Source organism: Pseudophaeobacter sp. 1A16562 (assembly GCF_041008785.1).
Classification (GTDB): Bacteria; Pseudomonadota; Alphaproteobacteria; order Rhodobacterales; family Rhodobacteraceae; genus Phycobacter; species Phycobacter gallaeciensis_A.
Genome location: NZ_JAXGFT010000001.1, coordinates 63,258 through 85,177 on the forward strand (window position 1 = coordinate 63,258; position 21,920 = coordinate 85,177).

General features: G+C 62.1%; 21 protein-coding genes. 11 read left to right on the top strand and 10 right to left on the bottom strand.

All coding sequences use genetic code 11. The features are described from left to right. Positions 1-12: 12 nt before the first annotated feature. Both SM764_RS00280 and rsmI read right to left on the bottom strand, forming a co-directional pair. Positions 13-384 (bottom strand): YraN family protein, encoded by a 372-nt coding sequence (locus tag SM764_RS00280; RefSeq protein ID WP_369000726.1) that lies wholly within the window; start codon positions 382-384, stop codon positions 13-15. 4 nt (positions 385-388) lie between these two features. Then, positions 389-1,249 (bottom strand): 16S rRNA (cytidine(1402)-2'-O)-methyltransferase, encoded by an 861-nt coding sequence (gene rsmI, locus SM764_RS00285; protein WP_274827786.1) that lies wholly within the window; start codon positions 1,247-1,249, stop codon positions 389-391. A gap of 96 nt (positions 1,250-1,345) precedes the next feature. Between rsmI and SM764_RS00290 the strand changes: the two genes are divergently transcribed. The 3 genes from SM764_RS00290 to murJ are packed head-to-tail and all read left to right on the top strand — an operon-like array spanning position 1,346 to position 6,853. Further along, entirely contained in the window at positions 1,346-2,518 is a 1,173-nt protein-coding gene (locus SM764_RS00290; protein ID WP_369000727.1) for a penicillin-binding protein activator, read from the top strand. Further along, positions 2,478-5,306, top strand: coding sequence for a [protein-PII] uridylyltransferase (locus tag SM764_RS00295; protein WP_369000728.1), 2,829 nt, complete (start codon positions 2,478-2,480; stop codon positions 5,304-5,306). The genes SM764_RS00290 and SM764_RS00295 overlap by 41 nt, the downstream gene beginning before the upstream one ends. Further along, a complete protein-coding gene (murJ, locus tag SM764_RS00300; RefSeq protein WP_369000729.1) occupies positions 5,303-6,853 on the top strand; it encodes a murein biosynthesis integral membrane protein MurJ in 1,551 nt (516 codons plus the stop codon). The genes SM764_RS00295 and murJ overlap by 4 nt, the downstream gene beginning before the upstream one ends. Before the next feature lie 87 nt (positions 6,854-6,940). On the opposite strand, the gene SM764_RS00305 is transcribed toward murJ, so the two are convergent. Continuing rightward, positions 6,941-7,627, bottom strand: a complete 687-nt coding sequence (locus SM764_RS00305) for a rhomboid family intramembrane serine protease (protein ID WP_065272743.1) — start codon at positions 7,625-7,627, stop codon at positions 6,941-6,943. Positions 7,628-7,761: 134 nt separating this feature from the next. On the opposite strand from SM764_RS00305, the gene trpS reads away from it, so the two are divergent. Beyond that, positions 7,762-8,790, top strand: coding sequence for a tryptophan--tRNA ligase (gene trpS, locus SM764_RS00310; protein WP_274831268.1), 1,029 nt, complete (start codon positions 7,762-7,764; stop codon positions 8,788-8,790). 55 nt (positions 8,791-8,845) lie between these two features. After that, the gene (locus SM764_RS00315; RefSeq protein WP_065272741.1) at positions 8,846-9,052 is read left to right on the top strand and encodes a cold-shock protein; all 207 of its coding nucleotides are present in this window, start codon (positions 8,846-8,848) and stop codon (positions 9,050-9,052) included. Between the two features lie 124 nt (positions 9,053-9,176). Here the strand turns inward: SM764_RS00315 and SM764_RS00320 are convergent, their stop codons facing one another. From SM764_RS00320 to paaG, 4 genes are read right to left on the bottom strand one after another with little or no spacing between them, the layout of a single operon-like run. Further along, the gene (locus SM764_RS00320) at positions 9,177-9,773 is read right to left on the bottom strand and encodes a TetR/AcrR family transcriptional regulator (protein WP_065272740.1); all 597 of its coding nucleotides are present in this window, start codon (positions 9,771-9,773) and stop codon (positions 9,177-9,179) included. Between the two features lie 8 nt (positions 9,774-9,781). Continuing rightward, entirely contained in the window at positions 9,782-11,092 is a 1,311-nt protein-coding gene (paaK, locus tag SM764_RS00325; protein ID WP_274827783.1) for a phenylacetate--CoA ligase PaaK, read from the bottom strand. 14 nt (positions 11,093-11,106) lie between these two features. After that, positions 11,107-11,532, bottom strand: a complete 426-nt coding sequence (gene paaI / locus SM764_RS00330) for a hydroxyphenylacetyl-CoA thioesterase PaaI (protein ID WP_065273739.1) — start codon at positions 11,530-11,532, stop codon at positions 11,107-11,109. Between the two features lie 2 nt (positions 11,533-11,534). Further along, positions 11,535-12,320 (bottom strand): 2-(1,2-epoxy-1,2-dihydrophenyl)acetyl-CoA isomerase PaaG, encoded by a 786-nt coding sequence (gene paaG, locus SM764_RS00335; protein WP_065272738.1) that lies wholly within the window; start codon positions 12,318-12,320, stop codon positions 11,535-11,537. A gap of 208 nt (positions 12,321-12,528) precedes the next feature. Here paaG and paaZ point away from each other — a divergent pair, with 208 nt between their 5' ends. From paaZ to SM764_RS00350, 3 genes are all read left to right on the top strand, one after another. Then, a complete protein-coding gene (gene paaZ / locus SM764_RS00340) occupies positions 12,529-14,559 on the top strand; it encodes a phenylacetic acid degradation bifunctional protein PaaZ (RefSeq protein WP_369000730.1) in 2,031 nt (676 codons plus the stop codon). 71 nt (positions 14,560-14,630) lie between these two features. Then, positions 14,631-15,434 (top strand): PaaX family transcriptional regulator C-terminal domain-containing protein, encoded by an 804-nt coding sequence (locus tag SM764_RS00345; protein ID WP_369000731.1) that lies wholly within the window; start codon positions 14,631-14,633, stop codon positions 15,432-15,434. Positions 15,435-15,452: 18 nt separating this feature from the next. Continuing rightward, entirely contained in the window at positions 15,453-16,415 is a 963-nt protein-coding gene (locus tag SM764_RS00350) for an alpha/beta fold hydrolase (protein WP_369000732.1), read from the top strand. 28 nt (positions 16,416-16,443) lie between these two features. Here SM764_RS00350 and SM764_RS00355 read toward each other — a convergent pair whose 3' ends face one another. The 3 genes from SM764_RS00355 to SM764_RS00365 all read right to left on the bottom strand — a co-directional run bounded on the left by SM764_RS00355 (position 16,444) and on the right by SM764_RS00365 (position 18,673). Then, on the bottom strand, positions 16,444-17,568 hold the full coding sequence (locus SM764_RS00355; protein WP_369000733.1) for an aminotransferase class V-fold PLP-dependent enzyme: 1,125 nt from the start codon (positions 17,566-17,568) through the stop codon (positions 16,444-16,446). Between the two features lie 188 nt (positions 17,569-17,756). Beyond that, complete coding sequence (locus SM764_RS00360; RefSeq protein WP_065272733.1) at positions 17,757-18,221, bottom strand: Lrp/AsnC family transcriptional regulator; 465 nt, start codon at positions 18,219-18,221, stop codon at positions 17,757-17,759. Then, the gene (locus SM764_RS00365) at positions 18,218-18,673 is read right to left on the bottom strand and encodes an Lrp/AsnC family transcriptional regulator (protein ID WP_369000734.1); all 456 of its coding nucleotides are present in this window, start codon (positions 18,671-18,673) and stop codon (positions 18,218-18,220) included. Before SM764_RS00365 ends, SM764_RS00360 begins: the two co-directional genes overlap by 4 nt. A 130-nt stretch (positions 18,674-18,803) precedes the next feature. Here SM764_RS00365 and ilvC point away from each other — a divergent pair, with 130 nt between their 5' ends. From ilvC to SM764_RS00380, 3 genes are all read left to right on the top strand, one after another. Then, on the top strand, positions 18,804-19,826 hold the full coding sequence (gene ilvC / locus SM764_RS00370) for a ketol-acid reductoisomerase (protein WP_065273738.1): 1,023 nt from the start codon (positions 18,804-18,806) through the stop codon (positions 19,824-19,826). Between the two features lie 97 nt (positions 19,827-19,923). Beyond that, positions 19,924-20,841 carry a DMT family transporter gene (locus SM764_RS00375; protein ID WP_369000735.1) on the top strand — a complete coding sequence of 306 codons (918 nt, stop codon included), beginning with the start codon at positions 19,924-19,926 and terminating at the stop codon, positions 20,839-20,841. 174 nt (positions 20,842-21,015) lie between these two features. Continuing rightward, positions 21,016-21,918: a DMT family transporter gene (locus tag SM764_RS00380; protein ID WP_274839468.1), complete on the top strand. Its 903-nt coding sequence runs from the start codon at positions 21,016-21,018 to the stop codon at positions 21,916-21,918. The last annotated feature ends 2 nt before the right edge of the window (positions 21,919-21,920 follow it).

Consider the following 21,920-nt stretch of genomic DNA (forward strand, 5'->3'; position numbering starts at 1 on the left):
AGCAGAACGCTGTCAGCCCTGACCAAAGGCGTTTTCGAGGATCTCGACCTGCCCTTCGCCGTTCACAAACACGGCATCAAGCCGCGCCTCGGTCAATTGGCCCCGTGGTTCTCCTTCCAGAAAATGCGCAGCACTGGCCTGGATCCGCTGCATCTGTGTGGGCGTGATGCGAGCGGCGGCGGATGCAAATGTGGCGCTGTGCTTGACCTCGGCAAAGACCAGCATGTCCCCCTTGCGCAGGATCAGGTCGATCTCACCCCCGGGGCCGCGCCAGCGCCGGGCTTCCACGTGGTAGCCCCGCGCCTCATAGGCGCGCGCAGCCACGTCTTCGGCAGCCTTTCCGGCCAGATGGGCGCGCTGACCTTGATGGTGCCGCCCCTCCATCCGCTCAGCCTGCGTCCTTGGCCAGTTGCAGGGCAAGCTGGTAGACCTTGCGGCGCGGCAATTCGTGGGTTTCCGCCACGATGGATGCGGCATCCTTTACCGAATTGTCCTTCAGCGCCGCGCGCAGGTCTTCCTCAAGGCTGGCTTCGCTCACCTCTTCGCCATGGGCGCGATCCACCAGCATGACAATCTCGCCTTTCACCGGTTTCTCCTCCAGCCCGGCCGCGAGATCACTCAGGCTGCCGCGCCGGATCTCTTCGAATTTCTTGGTCAACTCGCGGCAAAGGGCGGCAGGCCGGTCCCCGAGAACTGCCGCCATATCCGCCACCGAGGCAGCGATGCGTTTGGGCGATTCGTAGAAAATCAGGGTTCCGGGCACGTTTCGCAGCTCTTCCAGCCGCTTGCGTCGGGCGCCGCTGGCGTTGGGCAGGAATCCGGCGAAAAAGAACGCATCGGTCGGCAAGCCCGCCAGTGTCAGCGCTGCCAGCGCCGCCGAGGCACCCGGCGCTACGGTAACCTTATGCCCGGCTTCAGCTGCCGCGCGGCTCAGATCATAGCCCGGATCGGCGATCAGCGGCATGCCTGCCTCAGACGCATAGGCAACCGACTGCCCCGCCTCCATCGCCTGCATCAGCCTTGCCCGGGCGCCTGCGCCGCTGTGATCATGGTAGGCGATGATCTGGCGTCCGTTCAGCGGCACACCATGAATTTCCATCAGCTTGCGCAGCGACCGGGTGTCCTCGGCGGCGATCACATCAGCCGACGCCAGCACATCCAGCGCCTTGAGGGTGATGTCGCGCGCGGTGCCGATGGGCGTGGCCACAAAGTGCAGCCCCGGCAACAATTTGACGATCTGATGATTCACGCTGGACCCGCCTTTTTGGTCGTTTATGATCCCCTTAAACCAATACGGCCACCAACACGGCGCCTAGCGCCGGAAAAGGGGAGTTTCAGGTCCATCATGTTCGCCGTTTTCAAACAGGCCCGCAAGGCGGCATTCGCCGCGATTACCGCAATTTCCGCCTTTGCTCTGAGCGCCTGCAACCCGACCAGCATCGGAAGCGGCCCGAGCATCAACACCTCCAAACCGGTTCCCGTGGCGCTATTGGTGCCGCGCGGATCGGCCAAATCCGGCGACAGCGTTCTGGCGCAAAGCCTAGAAAACGCAGCGCGACTGGCGATCGGCGATTTGAAGGGCGTGCAGGTGGACCTCAAGGTCTATGACACAGCAGGTGATCCGGCGACAGCAGCCAATGCGGCCACCCAGGCCATCAACGACGGCGCACGCATCATCCTTGGCCCGGTCTATGCCGAAGCCGCAAATGCTGCAGGCGTCGCTGCGGCCAAGCGCAACGTCAACGTGCTGGCCTTTTCCAACAACACCGCAATCGCCGGCGGCAATGTCTTTATCCTGGGGGCGACCTTTGCCAATACCGCCCAGCGCCTGACCGAATACGCTGTACGCCAGGGGCGCGGCAATATCGTGATCGTCAGCGGCAATGACGCCGCGGGCCGTGCCGGAAGCGCCGCCATTCAGACCGCAGCCGGGCGCACTGGTGCAACCATTGCCGGGTCGGTCGGATATGAGCTGTCCCAAAAAGGCGTGATCGACGCCGTCGGCCCGATCCGCGACACCGCGCGTGCCAACAATGCCAACGCCGTCTTCATGACCGCGACCACCGCAGGCGCCCTGCCGCTGCTGACCCAGCTTCTGCCCGAAGCGGGCCTGGATAAGGAAAGCACCCAGTACATCGGTCTGACTCGCTGGGACATCCCCTCGCCAACCCTGTCCCTGCCCGGTGTGCAGGGCGGCTGGTTTGCCCTGCCCGACCCGAGCAAATCGCAGCAGTTCATTACCCGCTACAGCTCTGCCTACGGGGGCGCTCCGCATTCCATCGGCGGACTTGCCTATGACGGCATCGCCGCGATCGGGGCTCTGGTCAGTGCCGGGAAATCCGACGCCCTAACCGGCGCCGCCCTAACCCAGGGCGCAGGCTTCCAGGGTACTGGCGGAATCTTCCGCCTGCGCGCCGATGGAACCAATGAACGCGGCCTTGCGGTCGCAACAATCCAAGAACAGAAGGTGGTCGTCATTGACCCAGCTCCCAGCAGCTTCTCCGGCACAGGATTCTGATCCGGCCCATCAAGGCACCCCGCCCCTCGCCCCGGTCAAAGGCCCGCTGATCTGCGCCGCAGACAAGATTTTTGACGCTGCGGCGATACACGAGCAGATTGCTGCCGCAGCCAAGGACATGGAGGCGGCAGCGCTGCGCGCAGAGGTGGTCAGTCTGCTGCGTGAGGCCAACAAGGAAGGCCGCGCGGCGATTGCCGAAGCATTTACCGCGGCGCCCTTTGCCGCCCGTGCGCTGACCCAGTCCTACAGCCACCTGACCGACGGGCTGGTCACGACCGCCTTTCGGGCCGCCACACAGTTCCTGCATCCGCTGGCCAACCCGACCCAGGGCGAACGTATCGCCGTAATGGCCGTGGGCGGTTACGGCCGGGCCGAAATGGCGCCGTTTTCGGACGTCGACCTGCTGTTTCTGACCCCATACAAGATCACCGCCTGGGCCGAGAGCGTCATTGAATCGATGCTATATATGCTGTGGGACCTGCGGCTGAAGGTCGGCCACTCCAGCCGCACGATCAAGGATTGCATCCGCCTTGGCGCCGAGGATTACACCATCCGCACCGCCATGCTGGAACACCGTTTCCTGTCCGGTGACGCCGACCTTGCCCAAGAGCTGGACAACCGGCTGCGCAGCGATCTCTTTTCCAAGGATGCCCGCGAATTCGTCGAGGCCAAGCTGGCCGAACGGGATGAACGCCACCTGAAACAGGGTGAGCGTTACATGGTCGAACCCAATGTAAAGGAAGGCAAAGGCGGGTTACGCGACCTGCAATCGCTGTTCTGGATCTCCAAGTATCTTTATCAGGTGCAGGACGTCGCCGAATTGGTGCCGCTGGGCCTGTTCAGCCGGGAAGAGTTCGAATTTTTCGCCGAGGCAGAAAATTTTCTCTGGGCGGTGCGCTCGCACATGCATCTGGCAACCGGGCGCGCGACCGAACAGCTCACATTCGATTTGCAGGTCGAGGTCGCCGAGCGCATGGGCTATCAGGACCGCGCCGGGCGGCGCGGCGTCGAAGTCTTCATGCAGGACTATTTCCGCAAGGCCACCCAGGTCGGGGATATCACCCGCATTTTCCTGACTAAGCTTGAGGCCAGCCAGCAAAAGGGCGAACCGCTGCTGGAACGGATTTTCCGCCGCCGCCCGAAAATCAAACCCGGCTACAAGGTGGTGCACAACCGGCTGGATATCGTCGATCCCGAAGCATTTCTGGCGGACAAGCTGAACCTTTTGCGGATCTTCGAAGAGGGCCTGCGCACCGGCATGCTGATCCACCCCGATGCGATGCGTCTGGTCACCGCCAATCTGGACCTGATCGACGACGAGATGCGCGCCAACAAGGAAGCGCGCCGCATCTTTCTGGATCTGCTGCTGAAGCACGGCAATCCCGAACGCGCCCTGCGCCGGATGAACGAGCTTGGCGTTCTCTCTGCCTTCCTGCCCGAGTTCGAGCCGATCGTGGCGATGATGCAATTCAACATGTATCATTCCTACACGGTGGACGAGCACACCATTCAGGTGATCTCGAACTTTGCCTCGATTGAACGCGGTGAACTGGAAGACGAACTGCCAGTTTCCTCCGAAGTGCTGCGCAAAGGGGTCAACCGGAAGGTTCTGATGGTGGCCATGCTGCTGCACGATATCGGCAAAGGGCGGGAACAGGACCATTCGATCCTTGGCGCCCAGATCGCCCGCAAGGTGGCGCCGCGGCTGGGGCTTAACAAATCGGACAGCGAGACCGTCGAATGGCTGGTACGCTATCACCTGTTGATGTCGGACATGGCACAGAAACGCGATATTGCCGATCCGCGCACCGTGCGCGGCTTTGCCAAGGCGGTGCAATCGGTGAAACGGCTGGATCTGCTTCTGTTGCTGACCGTCTGCGATATCCGTGGCGTCGGACCGCACACCTGGAACAACTGGAAAGCCGCCCTGCTGCGCTCGCTTTACAACCAGACCCGCCGCGCGCTGGAAGACGGCATGGAGGCGCTGAACCGCGAACACCGAGGCACAGCCGCCAAGAAGCGCCTGCGCGCGGCGCTGCCAGACTGGACCAAATCCGATCTCAAACGCGAAACCTCGCGCCATTATCCGCCCTATTGGCAAGGCCTGCATGTGACCGCGCATGTGGATTTTGCCGAGATGCTGCGCGAGTTGGAAGAGATCGGTGATCCGGGTGAAGTCATCATCCGCATGCATCCCGATGAAGACCGCGATGCCACCCGCGCCTGTTTTGCCATGGCTGACCATCCCGGCATCTTTGCCCGTATGGTGGGCGCCCTGGCACTGGTCGGGGCCAATGTCGTCGATGCACGCTCTTATACGACCAAGGACGGCTATGTGACCGATGCCTTCTGGATTCAGGACGCCGAAGGCCACCCCTATGAGGCCTCGCGCCTGCCCCGCCTGACCCAGATGATCCTGAAAACCCTGAAGGGCGAGGTCATCGCCCGCGAGGCGCTGGTGTCGCGCGACAAGATCAAGAAGCGTGAAAAGGCCTTCAACGTGCCGACCCACATCACCTTTGATAACGAAGGGTCAGAGATCTACACCATCATCGAGGTGGATACCCGTGACCGGGCTGGCCTGCTGTATGATCTGGCGCGCACCCTTGCAGATGCCAATGTCTATATCGCCAATGCAGTGATCGCGACCTACGGCGAACAGGTGGTCGATTCCTTCTATGTCAAAGACATGTTCGGCCTGAAATACCACTCGGAATCCAAGCAGAAGACCCTTGAGCGCAAGCTGCGCGAGGCCATTTCCGCCGGGGCCAAGCGAGCCGGTTCATGAAGCCGATCAAACTGCTGTCCGGCTTTGTCACGGTTGGTTTCTGGACACTGGCCAGCCGCATCCTCGGCTTTGTGCGCGAAATCCTGATCGCAGCCTATATCGGCCCCGGTCCGGTGCTTGATGCCTTTGTCGCCGCCTTCCGCCTGCCCAACCTGTTCCGCCGCTTCTTTGCCGAAGGTGCCTTCAACGCGGCCTTTGTGCCCCAGTTCGCCGACCGGCTGGAGGCCGATGAAGACGCAGAAGGCTTCGCCCAACAGGCGTTCAACCTACTCGCCGCTGCGGTACTGGCCCTGACCGGCCTTGGCATGGTCTTCATGCCCGCGCTGGTCTGGGCAACGGCCGAAGGTTTTGTCGGGGATGCGCGTTTTGATCTGGCTGTAGGATATGGTCATATCGTCTTTCCCTACATCCTGTTCATGTCGCTGGCGGCGCTGTTTTCCGGTGTCTTGAACGCTACGGGGCGGTTTGCTGCTGCTGCGGCGGCGCCTGTGCTGCTGAACATCTTTGCCTGCAGCGCGATGATCACTGGGGCCGCGCTTGGCCATGAGGTCATCACCTGGCTGGTCTGGACCATCCCGGTTGCTGGCGTTGCGCAGTTGGCGCTGGTCTGGCGCGCGACCGAGCGTGCGGGCATCCGCCTGCGCCCCGGCCTGCCGCGCGTCACCCCCGCCATGCGCCGCCTCGTGCGAGTGGCGGTTCCGGCCGCGCTGGCCATGGGCGTCACCCAGGTCAATCTGGTGGTGGGGCAGCTGGTCGCCTCGGATATTGAGAACGCGGTCAGCTGGCTGTTCATTGCCGACCGTCTGTATCAACTGCCGCTTGGCGTGGTCGGGATTGCTGTTGGCATCGTACTGCTGCCGGATCTGACCCGGCGCCTGCGCGCAGATGATGATACAGGCGCGCGCGAGGGGCTTTCGCGCGCCGGGGAGTTCTCATTGTTGCTGACGCTGCCCTCGGCCGCCGCTTTCATCGCGGTGCCGGTGCCGCTGGTCTCCGTGCTCTACGAACGCGGCGCAACAGGCCCCGAGGACGTGGCGGCCATTGCTCTGGCTGTGGCGATCTACGGCGCCGGGCTGCCTGCCTTCGTGCTGCAAAAAGTCCTACAACCGCTCTATTTTGCACGGCAGGACACCCGCACGCCGTTCTACTACGCGCTGGTAGCGATGATCCTCAACGCGGTGCTGGCCATCGGGTTGAAGCCACTTGTGGGCTGGGTCTCTCCCGCCATCGCCGCATCGACGGCAGGCTGGGCGATGGTCGCTCTGCTGTGGATGGGGGCCGGGCGCCGCATGGGGGATGTCGCCCGCTTTGATGCGCGTTTCTTCCGACGCGGCTGGCGCATTCTTGCGGTCTCGCTGCTGATGGGAGCGGTGCTTCATATCGGCACACAGCAGCTGGCCTGGCTCTTCTACCTGCCAAGCTGGCGCTATCTGGCCCTTCTGGGACTGATCCTGACCGGGGCGGTGATCTACTTTGGCGTCGGACAGGCCGTTGGCGCCTTCCAGCTCGCAGAATTCAAAAAGGCACTCCGCCGCAACCGGGGCTGACCGCGCCGCGCCCTGGCACGGCGCCCGGCCCAACGGGATCAGGCATGGTGTCCTGCCGCAATCCGGGCGGGAGCCCCCTGCCCGCGTTCAGTCGTGACGGATCTTGTTGCGGAACCGCGCCCAGCCGCCGGGCGCCAGGAAAAACGACAGGAAGAACCCGGTGGCAAAGCCCGTCAGATCCGCGATCCAGTCGGGTTGGCCGCCAAACAGCAGCGCAAACAGCAGCTGGATCCCCATCAGAAAGGCGATCAGCGAGAACGCCCGGCTCTGCTGCGCGCCCACCAGCGACAATTGGCGCCACAGGATATAGGTAAAGGCCCCGATCAACCCGTAAACCGCCGGAAATCCGCCAATCAGGGGCACCGGACTGCCGGAGAAGATCGCATAGCCCAGGGCGCCACCGATGGCAGAAAGGATAAAGATCAGGATCATGGCAATATCGCCGAAGACCTCTCCGACCATCTTGCCCATGGCCAGCACGAAGACGCAGACAAATAGCGCATGGGTGAAACTGCCGTGCACAAAGGCAAAGGAGACAAACCGCAGCAGATGCTGCGCTGGCCATTGTCCGGTCTCCCACATCCACCAGAAGATCTCGGCCGAAAACGCGTAAGACTGGAAAGCCTCCAGCCGCCAGCCCACGGCGGACGGGCCGCCGACGATGCCGCGCGCGCCAAGCGAAAACGCCGCCTCGATCCCCATGATCACCAGCACCAGCGCCACCACCACGGGCGGCAGCGGGTTCACGGGCGATGGGTTTTCACTGCTGCTCATATCTTTCCTGCCCTTCTTGCCTGTCCCGGCCTTTTGACGCGCCCTTGTGCACCCGCCACCTGGACGGGCTGTTGACGACCGTTGCGCCCATGGTTAAGCCACCGCAGGCCCTATTTCCAGACGGGAGTTTCTCGATGACCGAGACCACTTTCACGCCGCGTGTCTTTTCCGGCATCCAGCCCTCGGGCAACCTGCACCTTGGCAACTACCTTGGTGCGCTCAAACGGTTTGTCGACTGGCAGGACAAGGACATGGAGACCATCTATTGCATGGTCGACCTGCACGCGATCACCGTCTGGCAAGATCCCAACGATCTGAAAAAAGCCACCCGCGAACTGTGCGCCGGGTTCATTGCCGCCGGGCTTGATCCGGAGAAATCCATTCTCATCAACCAGAGCCAGGTGCCTGAACATGCGCAACTGGCCTGGGTTTTTAACTGTGTCGCCCGCATGGGCTGGATGCAGCGGATGACCCAGTGGAAAGACAAGGCGGGCAAGAACCAGCAGAACGCCTCGCTGGGTCTTCTGGCCTATCCGTCGCTGATGGCGGCGGACATCCTAATCTACCACGCCACGCATGTGCCGGTGGGCGAGGACCAGAAACAGCACCTTGAACTCACGCGCGACATCGCGGCCAAGTTCAACCACGACTATGGCGTTGATTTCTTCCCGCTGACCGAGCCGGTGATCGAAGGCGCCGCCACGCGGGTGATGAGCCTGCGCGATGGGTCCAAGAAGATGTCGAAATCGGATCCTTCGGATGCAAGCCGTATCAACCTGACTGACGATGCCGACACAATCGCCAAGAAGATCCGCAAGGCCAAAACTGACCCGGAAGCCCTGCCGTCGGAAGCCGCGGGCCTGGAAGAGCGCCCCGAAGCGCGCAACCTCGTCAACATCTACGCGGCCCTCGCCGAGCAGACCGTGGACCAGGTGCTGGCTGATGTTGGCGGGCGGCAGTTCTCGGAGTTCAAGCCGATGCTGGCAGATCTGGCCGTGTCCAAGATGGCGCCGATCTCGACCGAAATGGCCCGGCTGATGGGTGAGCAGGACGAAATCGACCGCATCCTGTCGCGCGGCTCTGAACGTGCCCGCGAAATCACAGCGCCGATCCTGCGCAAGACCTATGACATTATTGGCATGGTCGGACCGGTCAGCCTGTGATAGGCATTTGAATACCTTCGCACGTTGCGGAGGAAGTCTATACTGGAGATATCGGATGGCCAATGGCACCGTAAAATGGTTCAACGCAACTAAAGGCTACGGCTTTATCGAGCCCGAAGCTGGCGGAAAAGATGTGTTCGTGCACATCTCGGCGGTTGAACGCTCGGGCCTCAACGGTTTGAACGACAACCAAAAAGTTTCCTATGAACTGGAAACCGGCCGTGACGGCAAGCAGTCCGCAGGTTCGCTGGAACTGCTCTGAGGTTGTTGGCAGAGTAACCCTCTGCACAAACCACATTAAAAATGATGACGGTGCTTTTGCTTCCCGAATCACCAAAGGCCGCCCTCCCGGGCGGCTTTTTCGTTTCCTGGGCACCCCTCGGGCCTTAGAGCCCCTTCACACCGTTCAGCGTCAGCGTGGTGACAATATCGGCATAGCCTTCGCGGGCGTCGGAGCCTGCGCCGGAATTCCACATGTAATACCAGTTCAGCATGCCAAAGACCGACATGGTCGCTGCGCGCAGCTTCGCCGCATCCCCGGCAAAAACCTCGGGCGCAACCGCGCTGATCGCATCGCTCATGAAGGTCACCAGCTCTCGCTGATAGCCCCGCAGCAATGTCTGCTGTTCTTCCGGCAGGGCCGACATGGCGCTGATCTGCACCTGATGCTCGTCATCGGCCCCCTGATAGGCGAGCAATATCTCCGCCACGATGCGGCGCAGGCGGGCCTCTGCCTCAAGGCCCGACAGGTCCAGCTCGCAGACCCGATCCCGCAAATCGCTCAGATAGGTTTCAAGGAGGCCGAAGAGAACGGCATCCTTGCTGTCATAGTAGTGATAGATATTGGCCTTGGAGATCCCGCACTCCCGCGCCAGCTGGGTCATCGACGCGCGGTCATAACCGGCGTCAGCGAAGACCTTGGCCGCAGATTTGAGGATCTGCGCCCGTTTCAGGTCATGGTCTTTTGCGATCGTGCGGGCCACTGCTCTGGTTATCCTTTGTCGCGGTTGTCGACGACGCGCTTGGCCTTGCCCTGGCTGCGCTCCACCTCGCCCGGCTCGCCAACAATGATCTCGGTCGAGACCCCGACCATATCCTTGATCCGTTTGGTCAGCATCCGCGCTGCAGCGGTTTTCGACATTTCGTCGGTGGCATCCGGGTTGGCTTCGACAAAGACGCGCATCGCATCCATGCGGCCCGATTTGTAAAGCTCGATCTGGTAATGCGGCGCCAGACCACCGGTGGCCATCAGCTGCTCTTCGATCTGGCTGGGGAAGACGTTGACGCCGCGCAGAATGATCATGTCGTCGCTGCGGCCAGTGATCTTTTCCATCCGCCGCATGGTGCGGGCGGTGCCCGGCAGCAGGCGGGTCAGATCGCGGGTGCGGTAACGCACCATCGGCAGGCCTTCCTTGGTGAGCGTGGTAAAGACCAGCTCGCCCATTTCGCCGTCGGGCAGCACTTCACCGGTGACGGGGTCAATGATCTCGGGCAGGAAGTGGTCTTCCCAGATGACCGGGCCGTCCTTGGTTTCCACGCATTCGCTGGCCACACCCGGCCCCATGATTTCCGACAGGCCGTAAATATCCACCGCGTGCATGTCAAAGGCGTCTTCGACCTCCTTGCGCATGGCATCGGTCCAGGGCTCGGCGCCGAAGACACCCACCTGCAGCGAGCTGTCGCGCGGGTCCAGACCGACCTTGTGGAACTGCTCAAGGATGTTGAGCATGTAGGAAGGCGTCACCATGATCCCGTCAGGTTTGAAGTCGGTGATCAGGCCCACCTGTTTCTCGGTCTGGCCGCCGGACATCGGCACCACAGTGGCGCCCAAGCGTTCGATCCCGTAATGGGCGCCAAGCCCGCCGGTGAAGAGCCCATAGCCATAGGCGTTATGCACCATGTTGCCCTTGCGCAGACCGGCGGCGCGCAAGCTCCGCGCGACCAGATCGGCCCAGTTGTCGATGTCACCCTTGGTATAGCCCACGACGGTCGGCTTGCCCGTAGTTCCCGAGGACGCGTGCAGGCGGATGATTTCCTCGCGCGGCACGGCAAAGAGACCGAACGGGTAGTTGTCGCGCAGGTCATTCTTGTAGGTGAAGGGGAACTTCGAAAGATCCGAAAGCTGCTGCAGATCGTCAGGATGCACGCCCGCCTCATCGAACCGCTGCTTGTACATCGGCACGTTTTCATAGGCATGGCGCAGCGACCATTTCAGGCGCTCCAGCTGCAGGCTGCGGATTTCGTCGATGGAGGCGATTTCGATCGGGTCGAGCTCGGCCTTGTTGGGGGTCAGGTCTTTCATGGCGTCCTCCTCGCCTATTCTTCAAAAAGATGGCCTTTGATCGCACGGGACAGGCCCCGGAACTCTGCGATCACCAGATCATCCTGATTTTTGACGGTCACGTCGTAGATGCCGCTGCGCCCGGTCAGGGAGACCTCACGCGCATCGGCGGTCAGCCGGTCGCCAAGGCGTCCCGGCGCGGTATAGGTAATGCTGTTGCTTTGCGCCACGGTGGCCTGATTGCGGCTGTTGCAGGCAAAGGCAAAGGCGCTGTCGGCCAGCATAAAGGTCACGCCGCCATGGCAGATACCGTGGCCGTTGCAATGGTGCGCTTCGACCGTCAGCTGCAGTACCGCGCGCCCGGCGTCGACCTCGGCGATCTCCATTCCGGCCCATTTCGACGCATTGTCGCTGGACCACATGGCGGCGCTGGATTTTTCCGCGCGTTCTTTCGGAGTCATGGTCATTTGCCTTTGAACTCCGGGCTGCGCTTTTCCAGGAAAGAGGCAACGCCTTCGGCATAGTCTGCGCTTTCACCGCAGGTTTTCATGGCGTCCGCTTCCATCTCCAAATGGTCGGTCAGCGTGTCGACGGCGGCAGCTTGAATACATTGTTTGGTCAGCCCCAGACCCAGCGTCGGACCATTTCCGAATTTCTCGGCCATGGCGCGGGCTTCGGTCATAAGCTCTTCATCCGGCAACGCCTTCCAGATCAGCCCCCAGTCCTCGGCCTTTTTGGCGGGCAGCGGCTCGGCAGTGAAGGCCAGCCCCTTGGCGCGGGCTTCGCCCAGCAGGCGCGGCAGATGCCAGCTACCGCCAGTGTCGGGGATCAAACCCACCTTGGAGAAGGATTGGATGAACTTGGCGCTTTCGGCCGCCAGAACCACGTCACAGGCGAGTGCGATATTGGCCCCTGCCCCGGCAGCGACGCCATTCACGGCGCAAATCACCGGGAAATTCAGTGAGCGGATCAACCGCACCAGCGGCGCATAGAAGGTGCGTACGGTGTTTCCAAGATCCGGCGGGCCATCCATCTTGCGCGGATCGCGGTCGCCCAGATCCTGCCCGGCGCAAAAGCCCCGGCCAGCACCGGTCAGCAGAACCGCCCGGGCGCCACCATCGCGGGCAGCCTCCAGCGCGGCGCGCAAGGCATTGTGCATCTCATCGTTGAAGCTGTTCAGCCGGTCCGGGCGATTCAGGGTGATTTCCACCCACTGCCCGTGATCCGCGACCAGAATCGAATCTGTCATTCCCCTCACCCCCAATATCACTTGATCCGCCAGAAGGCTGTTTTCTTTCCGAAATCACCAGCTCGGGCGGCGTCTGGACAATTTTCTTGCATAAACCGACCGGACGGTCAATATATATCGCAAATCAATCCTGCCCGCCATGCGGCATCTGATCCTGCCCCGTGTCCGGGGCGAACAATGCTGGCACGGGCAACCTAGGGAGACAGCAATGAGCCTTCTTGAGATTTCCAGCTACGCCGCCGGAGACTGGGTGAAACCTGGCGCAGGCGCCCGCAATATCGCCAGTGCGGTGACCGGCGCCACGATCGCCAGCGCCGGCAATGATGACCTTGATGTGCAGGCAATGCTGGATCATGCCCGCAAGGTGGGTGGCCCTGCCTTGCGCAAACTGACCTTCCACGACCGCGCACGCATGCTGAAGGCGCTGGCCACCGAACTCGGCAAGCATAAGGACGCGCTCTACGATCTGTCCTTCCACACTGGCGCCACCCAGTCGGATCACATGATCGATATCGACGGCGGCATCGGCACCATGTTCGTCTTTGCCTCCAAGGGGCGCCGCGAAATGCCCGATGGCCATGTCTATCTGGACGGCGATGTCGAACAGCTTTCCCGCACAGGCAGCTTCCTCGGCCAGCATATCTGCACCCCACTGCAAGGGGTTGCGGTGCATATCAACGCCTTCAACTTCCCGGTCTGGGGCATGCTGGAGAAACTGGCGCCCACCCTGCTGGCGGGTGTTCCTGCCATCGTGAAACCAGCGACCGCGACCTGCTATGTCACTGAACTGGCGGTAAAGATCATGCTCGATAGCGGCATCTTGCCCGAGGGCGCGCTGCAGCTTGTCTCGGGCGGCATCGGCGACATGCTGGACCGTCTGGATTGCCAGGACGTGGTCAGCTTCACCGGCTCTGCCAACACCGCGCTGAAACTGCGCAACACCCCGGCGATTGTTGAGAACTCAGTGCGGTTCGTGGCCGAACAGGACAGCCTCAACGCCTCGATCCTGGGGCCTGACGCAGCGCCTGGCACGCCGGAATTTGACCTGTTCATCAAGGAAGTCAGCCGCGAGATGACCGCCAAGGCAGGTCAGAAATGTACCGCCGTGCGCCGCATCATCGCCCCCGAAGCGCAGGTTCAGGCGGTGATCGAGGCCCTGTCGGCGCGCCTCGCGAAAGTGGTGATCGGCGATCCGCGCCTGGAAACCACCCGCATGGGCGCGCTGGTGTCTGGCAGCCAGAAACGCGACGTGTTGGAAAAAGCGGCCCTGATCGGCACCGAAGCCAAACGCGTCTTTGGCGATCCCGAAAATTTTGCCGTCGAAGGCGCCGACGCCGAACAGGGCGCCTTTGTGCCGCCGATGCTGTTCCACTGCGAAGACCCTGACACAGCTGTGCATGTGCATGACACCGAAGCCTTCGGCCCGGTCTCGACCGTGATGGGCTATCGTGATCTGGACCACGCCATCGCGCTGGCCAATCGCGGTCAGGGCTCGCTTGTTGCCTCGGTCATCACCCATGATCCGGCAGTCGCGCGCGCTGTCGCGCTTGGCTCCGGCGCCTTCCACGGGCGCCTCTATTTCAACAACCGCGACTCGATGAAGGAATCCACCGGCCACGGCTCTCCGCTGCCCCATATGGTGCACGGCGGTCCGGGTCGCGCTGGCGGCGGCGAGGAGCTGGGCGGCGTGCGCGGCGTCAAACACTACATGCAGCGCACCGCCATCCAGGGCAGCCCTGATATCCTGTCCGCAATCGGTGACAAATGGGTGCCGGGCGGCACGGAAATCGCGGCTCCGGCACATCCCTTCACCCGGAAGTATGGTGAATTGTCAATTGGAGAGACCCTCCACACAGCTCCACGCACCGTCACGCTTGATGATATCGAACATTTCGCTCATTTCACCGGCGATACCTTCTATGCCCATATGGATGACGCCGCAGCGAAGCGGAATCCCTTCTTCCCGGGCCGCGTCGCGCATGGCTATCTGCTCCTGTCCTTTGCCGCGGGTCTCTTTGTGCAGCCAGACGAAGGCCCGGTGCTGGCCAACACCGGCCTTGATGGTCTGCGCTTCATGAAACCGGTGTCAGCCGGCGACAGCATCAAGGTGCGCCTGACCGTCAAGAAGAAGACGCCCCGCAACGAAGAATACGGCGAGGTACGCTGGCACGTGACCCTGACCAATCAGGACGACGAACTGGTCGCGGAATACGAACTGCTGACCATGAACGCCTTCTGATAGCAGGCGGCAATCAAAGAGAAATTTTGCCCGGGCTAGCGCAAGCGGCCCGGGCATTCTATTCTGTGAGAATGAGCACAGAACAAAACCAGTGGTTTGAAGCCAGCGTCGCGCAGCTGAACGATCCGCAGAACCTGCGGGTCTGGTCGATCATCGTCTCCCTTTTTGGTGATCTTGCGCAGAAGGAGGGCGCCCAGATCAGCGGCAGCGCCCTGACGCGGATTATCACGCCCATGGGCATCAAACCCGAAGCCATCCGCGTGGCGCTGCACCGCCTGCGCAAGGACGGCTGGGTCGAAAGCTCTCGTTCCGGGCGCGCTTCTGTGCATTTCCTGACGAAATTCGGCCGCAGCCAATCCGCTGCGGTGACCCCGCGCATCTACGAGCGCCACCCGCCCGCACCCACCGACTGGCACCTGCTAATCAGTGAGGAAGGCGCAGGACAGGCCACGCTGGATGACGTTCTTCTGCTCCCGCAATATGTGGCGGTTAACCGGCACACCGCCCTTGGCCATGGCAAGATACCGGGGAACCTTGATGACCTGCTGGCCATCGAGTTTTCAAAGATCTCGGTGCCCGTCTGGCTGAAAGACCGTCTCTTCCCCGAGGACCTGCAAGAGGCCTGCGATAGGCTCAACACGGCCCTGCAGGGGATCAAGACCCCGCCGACGGATCTGGATCCGGCCCAGATCGCCACGCTGCGCACCCTGATCGTGCACCGCTGGCGCCGGATCGTGCTGCGCCACCCCGGCCTGCCGCCGATATTCCACCCCGCATCCTGGAGCGGCGAAGCCTGCCGGGACCGGGTGTTTCAATTGCTGGACGCCCTCCCCTCCCCGGATCTTTCAGAGCTGGGCGCGCCGCAGGAACGCTAACCCCACCCGGAGTTTTCAATGTCGGTTTTCAGTACGCTTTCGATTGCAGCCCTCGCGGCGCCCGCAGCGTTGTTCGGCGCGGCGCATATCAGTACACGCAAGCAGGCCCGCGAGGCAGAGCGACTGGTGCCTCCGGTCGGACAGCTCCACCAGACCGCCCACGGTCGGCTGCATTACGTGGAAATGGGACCGCAGAAAGCGCAGACACTGGTGCTGATCCACGGCCTGTCGGGGCAATTGCAACATTTTACTTATGCGCTGGCCGGACGTCTGGCGCAGGATTTTCATATCATTGCATTGGACCGGCCCGGTTGCGGATACTCCACCCGCAACAGCGACACACTTGCCCGCCTGCCCGCGCAAGCCGCGATGATCCAGGAGCTTCTGGATGCCAAAGGGGTGAAGAACCCGGTTCTGGTGGGGCACTCGCTAGGCGGCGCGGTATCGCTGGCAATGGCACTGGCCGCGGCGGACAGGATCCGGGGGCTGGCGCTGCTGGCGCCCCTGACCCATCCTTCGGCGGGCGGGGCAGATGCCTTCAAGGGGCTGATCGTACATTCCCCCATGGTCCGGCGCCTGATGGCCCATACGGTTGCCATCCCCGCGGCCAAACGCACCGCTGAGGCGGTTCTGACGCAGATCTTCGCTCCTGAAACCTGCCCTTCGGATTTCCTTGACCGGGCCGGGGGCATTCTGGGCCTGCGCCCGCAAAGCTTTATCGCCGCCTCGGCCGATGCCACGCTGCTCTATCCGGCTATCGCAGAACAGGCCGCCCGTTACCTGCGCGAGCTGCGCACGCCCGGCGCGGTGCTGTTCGGAGCGGATGACGCGATACTGAATTCCGAAGAACAGGGCCGCGCGATGGAGGCCTTTGGCCTCAAATGCCGGATCGAACCGGGCTTTGGCCATATGCTGCCCATCACCCAGCCCGCGCTTTGCGAGGACTTCATCCGGGCGACGGTAGCCAGCCTGCCGACATGATCCCCGGCAGGCTGGTGTTGCTATCTGGTCAGAGCACCTCATCCAGGACCGATGTCAGGCGCTTCAGCGTGCCTTCCACATCATAAAGCTTATCAAGACCGAACAGTCCCAGACGGAAGGTGCGGAAATCATCGGGCTCGTCGCATTGCAGCGGCACGCCTGCGGCGATCTGCATGCCCAGCGCCAGGAATTTCTTGCCGTTCTGAATCTCAGGATCGCTGGTATAGCTGACCACGACGCCCGGCGCACCGAACCCTTCGGCGGCGACCGAGACCACGCCCTTGTCCTTCAGATAGGCGCGCACGCCGTTACCCAGTTGCCATTGCGCGTCCCGCAGCCGGTCAAAGCCGTACTCGCGGGTTTCCAGCATGGTATCGCGGAAGGCGCGCAGCGCATCGGTGGGCATGGTGGCGTGATAGGCGTGACCGCCGTCCTCATAGGCCTTCATGATGGCGCGCCACTGCTTCAGGTTGATGGCGAAACTGTCCGATGTGGTCTCCTCCAGACGTTTCAGCGCCGCATCGGAGAACATCACGAGCCCCGCCGAGGGAGACGCGCTCCAGCCCTTTTGCGGGGCCGAGATCAGCACATCAACGCCAGTGGCCTTCATATCGACCCAGGCACAGCCCGACGCGATGCAATCCAGCACCATCAGCGCGCCGACCTCATGGGCGGCGGCGGCCATGGCTGTCACATAATCATCCGGCAGGATCACCCCGGCCGATGTTTCCACATGCGGCGCAAAGACGATATCGGGCTTTTGTTCGCGGATCGCCTGCACCACCTCTTCGATCGGCGCGGGGGTAAAGGGCGACGGGGTGCTGTTGCCGGTCTGGCGCGCCTTCATCACCGTGCTGGAAGCGGTGAAGCCGCCGCTTTCAAAGATCTGGCTCCAGCGGTAGGAGAACCAGCCGTTGCGCACCACCAGAGCATTGGCGCCGCGGGCAAACTGGCGGGCGACAGCCTCCATCGCGAAGGTACCGCCACCGGGCACCAGGGCCACAGCCTCGGCGCTGTACACCTCTTTCAGCATGTCGCTGATATCCAGCATCACCTGCTGGAAGGCCTTCGACATATGGTTGAGCGAGCGGTCGGTGAAGACCACCGAAAATTCATCCAGCCCCTTCGGGTCCACGGTATCAAGCAATGCCATCGGTGATCCTCCTTCTTTTGCTGTCTATCGCTAGCGCTGTCGCCCTGCTTTGGCAAAGTCTACTTTGGCATACGGGGGCGCGATGCTGGCCTTGGTATGTGCGGGGCAGGTGAAAAAGCATAGATCAAAGCGACGCCCCGCCGCATGGAAAATGGAAATCGGGTTTCCGATCATCGACAAAGCGCAGCCTATCCCAGCGGCCCCGGCCTGCGCTCTTCGGAGAGCAGCACATTGGCATCCACGTTGCCGACCCCCGGCAAGGTCATGATCCGGCGCCGCAGCACCCGTTCGAAATCGGCAATGTCCCGGGCGGTGACGCGCAGGCGGTAGTCGTACATACCAAGGATGTGTTCGACCGTTTCCACCTCGGGTATGGCAGAGACCGCGCGTTCGAAGTCCTCAAGGCTGACACGCCCCTTGGTCGCCAGCTTGATGCCCAGAAACACTGTCACGCCAAAGCCTAGCTTCTTGCGGTCCAGATCCAGACGACGCCCCAGCAGGATCCCCGCCTGCTGCAGGCGGCGGATGCGGCGCCATGTGGCGGGCTGGCTGAGGCCAAGTTCCCGCCCCAGCGCCCCGGCAGTGCGCGTGGCATCCCGCGACAATGCCCGCAAGATGGCAAAATCGATATCGTCGAGATCGCTGCGGCTCATAGTGGCAGGCTTTCGTTCGATTTAATCCGCGCCACATGCATCAGCGCCTCGATATCGGTGATATGCGGCAGGGTCAGGATCTGGGCCCGGTAGATCTCCTGATAATGCGGCATGTCGCGGGCAATCACCGAAAGGCGCACATCGACCTGCCCCAGAAAGGTCTGGATCTCCAGCACCTCGGGGATCAGCCGCGCGGCCTCCAGGAATTCGTCAAAGGCGCGCGGGTTGGTCTTGTCCAGTGTCACCCGCAAGGAGACCTCTACCGCATAGCCCAGCGCGCGCCAGTCGATCACCGCGTGCTGGCCCAGAATGACGCCTGTCTCGCGCAGCTTTTCCAGCCGCCGCGACAGGCGCGACGGCGTGAGGCCCAGCCGTTCAGCAAGATCCGGAATCGATTGTTCCGGCTCGCTTTGCATGTGGCGCAGAATGCGCCGATCCAGATTATCAAGCATGATCCAGTCAATATAGATCAAATCAACGAATGACTATTGCAAAATGAGCGCGATTTATGCGCGCAGATCCATCGCAATCGCCCCCTCACTGTCTATGATCACCATCAAACGTCAACCGGAGGATTTTGACATGCGCGTTTACTATGACCGCGATTGCGATGTGAACCTGATCAAGGACAAGAAAGTGGCCATCCTGGGCTACGGTTCGCAAGGCCACGCCCACGCCCTGAACCTGCGCGACAGCGGCGCAAAGAACCTTGTCGTCGCCCTGCGCGAAGGCTCTGCCTCGGCCAAGAAAGCCGAAGCCGAAGGACTGCAGGTCATGGGCATCGCCGAAGCGGCAGCCTGGTGTGACGTGATCATGTTCACCATGCCCGATGAACTTCAGGCAGAAACCTACAAGAAATACGTCCACGACAACATCAAGCCCGGCGCAGCCATCGCATTCGCCCACGGCCTGAACGTGCACTTCGGCCTGATCGAGCCGAAAGAAGGCGTCGACGTCATCATGATGGCGCCCAAAGGCCCCGGCCACACCGTACGCGGCGAATACACCAAAGGCGGCGGCGTGCCCTGCCTGGTTGCCGTGGACAATGACGCCACCGGCAAGGCGCTGGAAATCGGCCTGTCCTACTGCTCCGCCATCGGTGGCGGCCGCTCGGGCATCATCGAAACCAACTTCCGCGAGGAATGCGAAACCGACCTCTTTGGTGAGCAGGCCGTTCTCTGCGGTGGTCTCGTTGAACTGATCCGCATGGGCTTTGAAACCCTGGTCGAAGCCGGTTACGCGCCGGAAATGGCCTATTTCGAGTGCCTGCACGAAGTGAAGCTGATCGTCGACCTGATCTACGAAGGCGGCATCGCGAACATGAACTACTCGATCTCGAACACCGCCGAATACGGCGAGTATGTCTCGGGTCCGCGCATCCTGCCCTACGACGAAACCAAAGCCCGGATGAAAGCGGTTCTGACCGACATCCAGACCGGCAAATTCGTGCGTGACTTCATGCAGGAAAACGCCGTTGGCCAGCCGTTCTTCAAAGGCACCCGCCGTCTGAACGACGAACACCAGATCGAGCAGGTCGGTGAGAAACTGCGCGACATGATGCCCTGGATCTCGGCCGGCAAGATGGTCGACAAAGAAAAGAACTAAGGCGCCTTTTCGGCTTGGCGGGCCTGTCCCGCCGCCTTATTCCTCTGCAGGGCGCTTCGGGCAACCGGAGCGCCTCTTTTGTATTCGGAGTATTCCCATGCACGACGGCCCCGGCACCCTCAACTGGATCAAGCTTCTGTTTCTCGGCATGATCTGGGGCGCCTCCTTCATGGCGGTTTCGGTCGCTTTGGATGGTCTTGGGCCGGTCACGATCGCAGCCGCGCGGATCACGGTTGGCGCCCTGTGCCTGCTGGCCATCATCCGCGCCATGGGGATCTCACTGCCGCCGATAACAAACCGTGCCGGGCGGCTGATCTGGGCCTGCGCCTTTGGCATGGGCTTCTTCAGCAACGCGCTGCCCTTTACCCTGCTCAGCTGGGGGCAGACCCATGTGGCTAGCGGTTTTGCCGGGGTCTGCATGGCAGTTGTGCCGCTCTTCGTACTGCCGCTCTCGCATTTTCTGGTACCGGGCGAGCATATGACCCTGCGGCGCAGTATCGGTTTCCTGACCGGCTTTGCAGGCGTGGTTGTGCTGATCGGGCTTGAGGCCTTCAGCAGCGCGGGCACGGATTTTGAATCGCTTGCGCGCCTTGCCTGCCTTGGCGCTGCGCTCTGTTATGCGGTCGGCTCCATCATCACCCGGCTCTGCCCCTCTGTGAATATGCTGTCGCTCTCGGCGGCGGCGCTCAGCTGTGCTGCCATGATGATTGTGCCCGCCGCGCTCTGGGCCGAGGGCGTCCCGCAGTTGCCGGAGACAACGCCGCTGGCAGCGGTTCTGTACCTTGGGCTGCTGCCCACCGCGCTGGCGCAGGTTTTGCTGGTGCAAATCGCCCGCAGCGCCGGGCCTTCCTTCCTGTCGACGGTGAATTATCAGGTGCCAGTCTGGTCGGTGCTGTTCGGCGCCACCCTGCTGAACGAGACCCTGCCACCACAGCTCTTTGCAGCTTTGGTGCTCATCCTTGGCGGGCTGCTGCTGAGCCGCACGCCCCGCCGCCGCGCCCTTGCCCATTCCTGAGACAACCGACAAGCCCTTCGCAATCCTGAACGCCCTCCTGAACCAAAGACTAATTGGTTGACCTCGGCGCAGCGCTCGGGTCTTGTCGCGCGGCTGACGCAAGAGGGGTGTCAGTCAGGTTGACTGCCCCACCTTGGGGCAATCACTTGCAGGCGAACTAGGGACAGCGAAAAGATGCCAGAGCGGATGGGAAAATACTGGGCCATGATCGCCACCCTCGGGCTGGTCTGGGGCGGCACTTTTCCCCTGATTAAAGTGGCTCTGGAAGGGATTACGCCCTTCTGGCTGGCAGCCGGACGCATTGGCTTTGCCGCCGTTTTACTCTGTGCAATCTGGGGCTTGCGAGGCGGTGGTTTATTCAAGGCGCAGACCAGTTGGACGCCTCTTCTGATTATCGGCTTTGCCAGCACGGCCCTTCCCTTCATGCTGATCAATTGGGGACAGCAGCATGTCTCGGCCGGCTTCACGGGGCTTAGCATGGCAGCAATCCCGCTCTTTGTGCTCCCCTTGGCGCATTTTTTTGTACCCGGCGAGCGCATGATCCTGCGGCGTGTGATCGGCTTTGTGATCGGTTTTGTCGGTGTTGCCCTGCTGATCGGCGGCAAGGCCTTTGAAAGCAGCAATTCAGAGCTGGAACTTCTGGGCCGTATCGCCTGCCTCTCTGCCGCAGGATGCTATGCGGTCAGCTCGATCCTGACCCGCCGCCTGCCGCCCGTCGATCCGGTGGGTCTTGCCGCGATCCTGCTGGTCATCGGCAGCGTCATCATCCTGCCCACAGCCTGGGCCATAGAAGGCCCTCCGGTCATGCCGGATACGCACACTCTTGCGATTATCGCCTTCCTGGGGCTGATCCCAACCGCTGCCGCCAATTTCCTGCGGGTGATTGTGGTGCGCGAGGCCGGGCCCACCTTCATGACCCTGACGAATTATCAGGTGCCTGTCTGGGCCGTGGTCATTGGTGCGGTTTTTCTGGGCGAAGCCCTACCCGCCTCGATGCTTTTGGCGATGGCCCTGATCCTGAGCGGCCTCTGCATCAGCCAATGGGGCGCCCTGCGCCGCCTGTTTTCGCGCGCCTAAGC

Bases quoted from the DNA above. Each gene is read 5' to 3' on its own strand.
- SM764_RS00315 (WP_065272741.1), top strand. From the start codon at position 8,846: ATGGCCAATGGCACCGTAAAATGGTTCAACGCAACTAAAGGCTACGGC.
- SM764_RS00280 (WP_369000726.1), bottom strand. From the start codon at position 384: ATGGAGGGGCGGCACCATCAAGGTCAGCGCGCCCATCTGGCCGGAAAG.
- ilvC (WP_065273738.1), top strand. From the start codon at position 18,804: ATGCGCGTTTACTATGACCGCGATTGCGATGTGAACCTGATCAAGGAC.
- SM764_RS00380 (WP_274839468.1), top strand. From the start codon at position 21,016: ATGCCAGAGCGGATGGGAAAATACTGGGCCATGATCGCCACCCTCGGG.
- SM764_RS00350 (WP_369000732.1), top strand. From the start codon at position 15,453: ATGTCGGTTTTCAGTACGCTTTCGATTGCAGCCCTCGCGGCGCCCGCA.
- trpS (WP_274831268.1), top strand. From the start codon at position 7,762: ATGACCGAGACCACTTTCACGCCGCGTGTCTTTTCCGGCATCCAGCCC.
- SM764_RS00365 (WP_369000734.1), bottom strand. From the start codon at position 18,673: ATGCTTGATAATCTGGATCGGCGCATTCTGCGCCACATGCAAAGCGAG.
- paaZ (WP_369000730.1), top strand. From the start codon at position 12,529: ATGAGCCTTCTTGAGATTTCCAGCTACGCCGCCGGAGACTGGGTGAAA.
- murJ (WP_369000729.1), top strand. From the start codon at position 5,303: ATGAAGCCGATCAAACTGCTGTCCGGCTTTGTCACGGTTGGTTTCTGG.
- paaK (WP_274827783.1), bottom strand. From the start codon at position 11,092: ATGAAAGACCTGACCCCCAACAAGGCCGAGCTCGACCCGATCGAAATC.
- SM764_RS00345 (WP_369000731.1), top strand. From the start codon at position 14,631: ATGAGCACAGAACAAAACCAGTGGTTTGAAGCCAGCGTCGCGCAGCTG.
- paaG (WP_065272738.1), bottom strand. From the start codon at position 12,320: ATGACAGATTCGATTCTGGTCGCGGATCACGGGCAGTGGGTGGAAATC.
- SM764_RS00355 (WP_369000733.1), bottom strand. From the start codon at position 17,568: ATGGCATTGCTTGATACCGTGGACCCGAAGGGGCTGGATGAATTTTCG.
- SM764_RS00360 (WP_065272733.1), bottom strand. From the start codon at position 18,221: ATGAGCCGCAGCGATCTCGACGATATCGATTTTGCCATCTTGCGGGCA.
- SM764_RS00375 (WP_369000735.1), top strand. From the start codon at position 19,924: ATGCACGACGGCCCCGGCACCCTCAACTGGATCAAGCTTCTGTTTCTC.
- paaI (WP_065273739.1), bottom strand. From the start codon at position 11,532: ATGACTCCGAAAGAACGCGCGGAAAAATCCAGCGCCGCCATGTGGTCC.
- SM764_RS00290 (WP_369000727.1), top strand. From the start codon at position 1,346: ATGTTCGCCGTTTTCAAACAGGCCCGCAAGGCGGCATTCGCCGCGATT.
- SM764_RS00305 (WP_065272743.1), bottom strand. From the start codon at position 7,627: ATGAGCAGCAGTGAAAACCCATCGCCCGTGAACCCGCTGCCGCCCGTG.